Origin of the sequence: Wolbachia endosymbiont of Pentidionis agamae, from assembly GCF_036711655.1 — a bacterium.
Taxonomy (GTDB): domain Bacteria; phylum Pseudomonadota; class Alphaproteobacteria; order Rickettsiales; family Anaplasmataceae; genus JAZHPY01.
In genome coordinates this window covers 1-5653 of record NZ_JAZHPY010000068.1, presented here as the reverse complement: position 1 = coordinate 5653, position 5653 = coordinate 1, and the positions used below count along the sequence as shown (strand labels likewise).

At 31.4% G+C, this 5653-nt stretch carries 6 protein-coding genes; 5 read left to right on the top strand and 1 reads right to left on the bottom strand.

Annotated elements, in window-relative coordinates; genetic code table 11:
* Positions 1–173: 173 nt before the first annotated feature.
* Positions 174–1280, bottom strand: coding sequence for a glutamine-hydrolyzing carbamoyl-phosphate synthase small subunit (carA, locus tag V6U76_RS04215; protein ID WP_333023800.1), 1107 nt, complete (start codon positions 1278–1280; stop codon positions 174–176).
* Positions 1281–1459: 179 nt separating this feature from the next.
* Between carA and V6U76_RS04210 the strand changes: the two genes are divergently transcribed.
* The 5 genes from V6U76_RS04210 to V6U76_RS04190 form a co-directional block, all read left to right on the top strand.
* Positions 1460–2143, top strand: coding sequence for a hypothetical protein (locus V6U76_RS04210; protein ID WP_333023799.1), 684 nt, complete (start codon positions 1460–1462; stop codon positions 2141–2143).
* On the top strand, positions 2124–2534 hold the full coding sequence (locus V6U76_RS04205) for a hypothetical protein (RefSeq protein ID WP_333023798.1): 411 nt from the start codon (positions 2124–2126) through the stop codon (positions 2532–2534). Before V6U76_RS04210 ends, V6U76_RS04205 begins: the two co-directional genes overlap by 20 nt.
* Positions 2535–2850: 316 nt before the next feature.
* On the top strand, positions 2851–4080 hold the full coding sequence (locus V6U76_RS04200; protein WP_333023796.1) for a hypothetical protein: 1230 nt from the start codon (positions 2851–2853) through the stop codon (positions 4078–4080).
* 27 nt (positions 4081–4107) lie between these two features.
* Complete coding sequence (locus V6U76_RS04195; protein ID WP_333023795.1) at positions 4108–4299, top strand: hypothetical protein; 192 nt, start codon at positions 4108–4110, stop codon at positions 4297–4299.
* 4 nt (positions 4300–4303) lie between these two features.
* The coding region (locus V6U76_RS04190) for a hypothetical protein (protein ID WP_333023794.1) at positions 4304–5653 on the top strand (1350 nt) is incomplete at its 3' end.

The window sequence follows — 5653 nt, the reverse complement described above, 5'->3', positions numbered from 1 at the left end:
TGCTACTATAGAAGCAAATCTACTAGAATTTTTTTTCTTAGCTATAATTAAAGACAATGCTTTAGGAAGTTTAAATATTTGTAACCACTTGAGTTTTATTGATAGATAAATGCCAGTAACTAGTATTAGAAACACTGCGGGTAGTATAAGTAGGGACTTTATTATGCTGATAATCACTTGGATTGGTATAATTTAACGTTATTAATAAAGAGTTCAAATAAATAATGTGAATCGTGTGTCCCTGGCCCTCCTTCTGGGTGGTATTGAACAGAGAAAATAGGTAAACCTTTCACTGCCATACCTTCTACTGTATTATCAAACAAAGAAACATGTGTAACTTCCACATTTCTTGGTAAAGAAGTATGATCAACAACAAATCCGTGGTTTTGGCTAGTTATTTCCATCTTTTTATTTATTATATTATAAACTGGATGATTGCTTCCTCTGTGCCCATTATTCATTTTTACTGTTTTTCCACCTAGAGCTATTGCAAGCAACTGATGACCTAAACATATACCAAAAATAGGTATTTTCAATTTCACTAATCCATCCAATTCAGTAAATATATAATTACTTATCAGCTTTGGATCACCTGGACCGTTTGAAAGCACTATTCCATCTGGACTCATCCTCAGTATATTCTCTACAAGATTTTTATCAGGCTTAATTATATTGATAGAGCAACTGAGTGCTATTAACTGCTTTGTTATACTAGCTTTTACACCGAAATCAACAATTACTACTCTATATTTAGGTGTGTCATTATTTGTATCTGCGAAACTATTTAAACTTACTTTATTAGTGATTTTTATATCCTCTTGTACTTTATGCTCATTTAACTCTTTTAATGCTTGTTCTAGATCTACACCAGCTGAACACATCATTCCTTTTTGAGGACCATTCTCTCTAAGGTATTTAGTTAAAGCTCTAGTATCAATTCCAGATATGCCTACAATGCTATTTTCTTCTAGCCAATCATTTATTTCTGTGTAAGAAGAAGGATGAGAACCACAAGACAGTTCTTTTACTACTATTCCAATTGCAAAAATCTTTTTTCTCTCGTAATCGCTATGATTTATTCCGACATTGCCAATATGAGGGAAGGTAAATGTAATAATCTGATCTGCAAAAGATGGATCTGTGATGGTATGTTGGTAACCTGTTATGCTTGTAGTAAAGCAGACTTCCCCAATAGATTTTCCTTTCTTACCTATTCCTTTGCCCAAAAAACATTTGCCGCTTTCTAGGATTAAAACGGAATCATAATTTTTTTTGCAGATTTGCACTGGCAAATTCCCTACTTGTTAAGATTATTATACAGATATTTTAGACTATTGGTATATAAATATTATTATTAATTCACTATGAGAAATAGTATATAAAGACAACTGCCTTAATAAGAAATTAATATTAAGATGATCTGATTAATTAGGTTTTTATAAAAATAGGTGAAAGAATTATGAAATTTTTTAAAAAAAAGAAGAAAGCAAAACATGAAGTTGCATCTTCTTGTGCAAATACATCAGGAACATATAGACAAATTAATGATAGTGTCGAGAATTCTACAGGGGCAAGTGTTAGTAGCAATTTATCACAAGGGTCAGTAATTCAAAACTCTGCACACATAATTGAACAAAATGCATCATACATATTACAAGATAATAAAAAGGAAGAAAGTAACACACGTCCAGCATGGAAAACTAGTCCATTTACTAATCATAGGGAGTATAATGATACGGGAGAAAGCAGAATACAAAAATCCAAATTGAGTAATCCCCTTGTTAAAGGTAAGTTACAGGTAACAGTTAGACAAAAGCAGAAATTAGAGAGTTTTGATTACAGATTAAATGGTACTATATCAGGTAATGACAGTGAAGTATTATCTCAACCTCATCAAGAGAGAAATATTTCAATTACAGGAAATTCATATGATTCAAACTGTAGAAGTCTTGCAAATATTGCATCTATTGGTAATGTGTCATCGTATGAAGAAACCTCAAACTCTATTTCGAGTACAAATCTAGAGTTATTAACAGAATTTCATGAGCCATTAAAGTGCTCCACAAAAGGAAGAAACAAAGGAGCACCGAGTAGAAGAAAACCTTCTAAGTATCTAAAAAATGATGAAAAAAAAACTTCATAATACTCTCTCAATATCTACTATTTTAGGAGCAGCACAACACACAGATTCTAGTAGAATAAGTAATGTTGATAACCATAGTTATTCTAAAGAGGAAATAAAGTCTACTGATAACGATATTATACGACTAAGCTATACAGATAATAGGTCTGATACGACTAAAATTGTCTATGCTCTTGTTGCAATATCCTGTTTTACTGCATCACTTCTATATTGTTTATTCACGAAGGATATACTAAATTCAACCTTATCTTTAGCAATAGTAGGAGCATTGTGTACAATAGGAACAGGACTTGCTATAGCAGCAATCATTACTTCACCTTCATATGAAGTTAAGTACCCTAAAGTAGAGTCTTATGGACAAAATAGTAATAAGAATACAGTTTCTGTATAAGATCCAATACTACTTTTATAGTTTTTTTATTTAGTTAGAATGTAAAATTTTAGTATGAAATTTCAATAAAGAAGATTTAAGGAACAAGATGCTAGAGCATGCGGATAATTTAGAGTTTGAAGAAGCAGAAACAATTATTTGATATATTGCATAAAGAAAATTAACTTTAATAATTTTTACTGTACAATTTAAGTACGTTGTGTATAACTTCGTTGTTATAGTACATAATTTTAATATAGATTTAACATTCATCAAATACTATGTATAGTATATGTTGATTACAGATTTTAGAAAAACAAAGGAGAGATTAATTTGAATGGCTCAAAATAATAAAAATGGTAATAAAATCCTTGACGATGAAATATTAATCAATCAGAGAATAAAAGTAGATAATAATGATGACAATAATGCTCGTGACCAGAAAAAGGTACTAGAAGAACATCGAAAAGCAAATGAAGAAAGAATAAAGTTAGAAGAAAAAGCAAACTCTCAAGCAAAGCAAGAGGAAGTTTTTAAAGAACAAGAAAATTCCAAAGCTTTTGATTTTGATGAAGATATATCGGTTGAAGGTAAAGATGATTCATTATTTGATGATGAACATTCTAAGTCTAAAATTTTTGATTGGATTCGTGATTTATCTGAGTCAATTGGTTTGGATTACGAGGAGATTTCTGAAGAAGAAGATGAATATGTTTTATTCAAACAAAAGAAGCAGAAAAAAAGAAATTGGCTTTTATCGTTGTTAAAAAAGTTATTAAAATCGCTCAAAAATCTTTCTATAAAAGATAAAGGAGAAAAAGAACTTTCTTTTCTTGAAAGACTTGAAAAGAGAATCAAAGACTTACAGGAAAAATTAATTAGATTAAGAGAGTTAGGAGTAAGTGAAAGTGAAATAAAAGCATTGGTAGAAGAATTAACGCTTTTGCAAGAGATGAAAATGGGTTTAATTAGAAATCAAGTAGGCTTTATTACTTTATTAATTGGGTTTTTGTGTGATGCGGTTGGTATTAATGTAAAAACTTTAGAAAATCAAAAAAATTCTTTAGAAACAGAAAAAAGTGTTGACAGTAGACTGAATCTCTTACAAAATGCAACCAGAGATACCATGGAAGGTATATTTAATGAAAAATTTACGGTAAATCTAGTTTTGTCAGTCATAAATACAGTGTTTGTTAATGATGTTAAAATGGGTAAGCCAGAACAAAATTTAGGAGGTAATGAAAAACGTTTAAATCTAGAAAAACCATTTCATCCTGGTAATCCACCAAAACTACCTGGATCAGAGGTAAAAACACAAGTAAGTGAGGTAAAGAGAGGTGAAAGTGCTGAGAGTAAGAAGTCTGTGGAAGTTCCAAAACCTGAGGAGCAGAAGAAAAAAGCTCCACCAAAGGTTAATTTTTCTAATACCTGTTTTAAATTGGAATTGGATAAAGGAAAAAAAGAATGGAATTATGATAATACAAAATCACATGCAGCTTCTAAAGATCCTAATTCTAAATTAGATGGTATTTCAGTTCAAACGCAGCAGTCATCTCGCAGTAAATAAGAGTTATAAATATTTAAGGAGGTTATTATGCCAAAAGATCAACAAGAAAAGCCAAGTACTTCAATGCAAGGAGCTTCAGCTCAGCAATCAACATCTCAGCAGAGCACATCTAAACAAGAAGAATCAGGCCGCCCTGATTTAGATAGACTTAGAGAGGGTTCTCGTATCATCCCTGGTGTGACAAAAAATGTTCGCGATTTAAGAGAGTGGACGAGGTAAGTTTATGACAATAGATCAATCAAAATTCATATATTGTGTTAACTTATGTAACTTTTTTTCTTTTATAAGCAGGGGGCGCCCTGTTTGCAGTATATCAAATGATAACTTAAGGATTAAACTAGATTCATCATTGAGTGATGCAGAGTGTTTAACAGAACTCAATTATCTATTTCATTATACAAAGAGAAAGTTTGAGAATGAGTATAAAAAAATTGAATTTGATAAAAGAAAAATAAAAAGAGATGAAAATATAAAGTGCTATGAACTTCCGTTATCTTACGATACTTTAGAGTGTTTAGAGTCTAGAGTTGTTTCGTATCTTCTCTCAAAAGCTTTTTATGATGTCACTGGTAAAACAATAGGTTTAGGAAGAATACTATCTTTTTTCTATGATGCACTTCCACAATTTGAAGAGTATTATAAAAGTAAGTTTGTTTCTGGTATTGCTATTGATGAAGACGAGCAAGCAGTAGAGTATAAATTATTCTTACTTCGTAACTTAAAACTGGATTTATGCGACTATTGGCAAGAAGATAAGCTTTCATTATTTATAAAACCTTTAGATAGTAGTAGAGAGGTACAAGAAAAAATATATGACTATTGCATCAGAGCTGTTACAGATCATAGAGCGGGACAGGGTTTTAAAAATTTTGTTTTATCATTTTGTGAGATAGTTAAACAACGATATGGAGTGGGATTAAAAGAAATTATTTGTACAGGTCATTATGGCGAGCCTTCAAAATCAAAATTAATGATTCTTGATTGTGATTATAATAGTCAAGAGTTTAAGCGTTTTATTAATAATTTTACATTAGGCGATAGACGTCTAGTAAAGGATTATAGTAGGCAATTAGGTGAAAAGGGCCCAATATATGCAATTGATTTAACTGAACCTGGAGTACTGTTTGCATTAGTTGATTATATGGCAAAAAATATTGTTCATTCTAAAGATGAAAGGTTTTATTTCCCAGAGACTGACTATGCAAGAGACCGCAGGCTTGCTGCTGAAAAAGAAAAGCTTAAACCTCAAGTACCAGAGAGGTCGTCATCTTTTAGAGGAGGTGCTGTTGCTAGAGATCCTTCACCTGCAGAAGGTAGTACTCTTGGTGATTTTAGTCAACATAGAGGAATTCAACGTACATCAAGTAGCAGTAGTACGTCATCACATTCTACCTCTGGTAGTTGTTCTCCATATCTTTCTCGTAAAAATAGTCAAAAGTTTTCTTCTAGTAAAACAAAAATGCCTAATCTTCAACCACTTAGTTTTTCGTTTCAAAACATGCCTTTAGCACCAAGTAGAGAGGTTTCACCTGCTACTTCTGCAGAGAGTTCTCCAATTGATATGGTAAGTTTT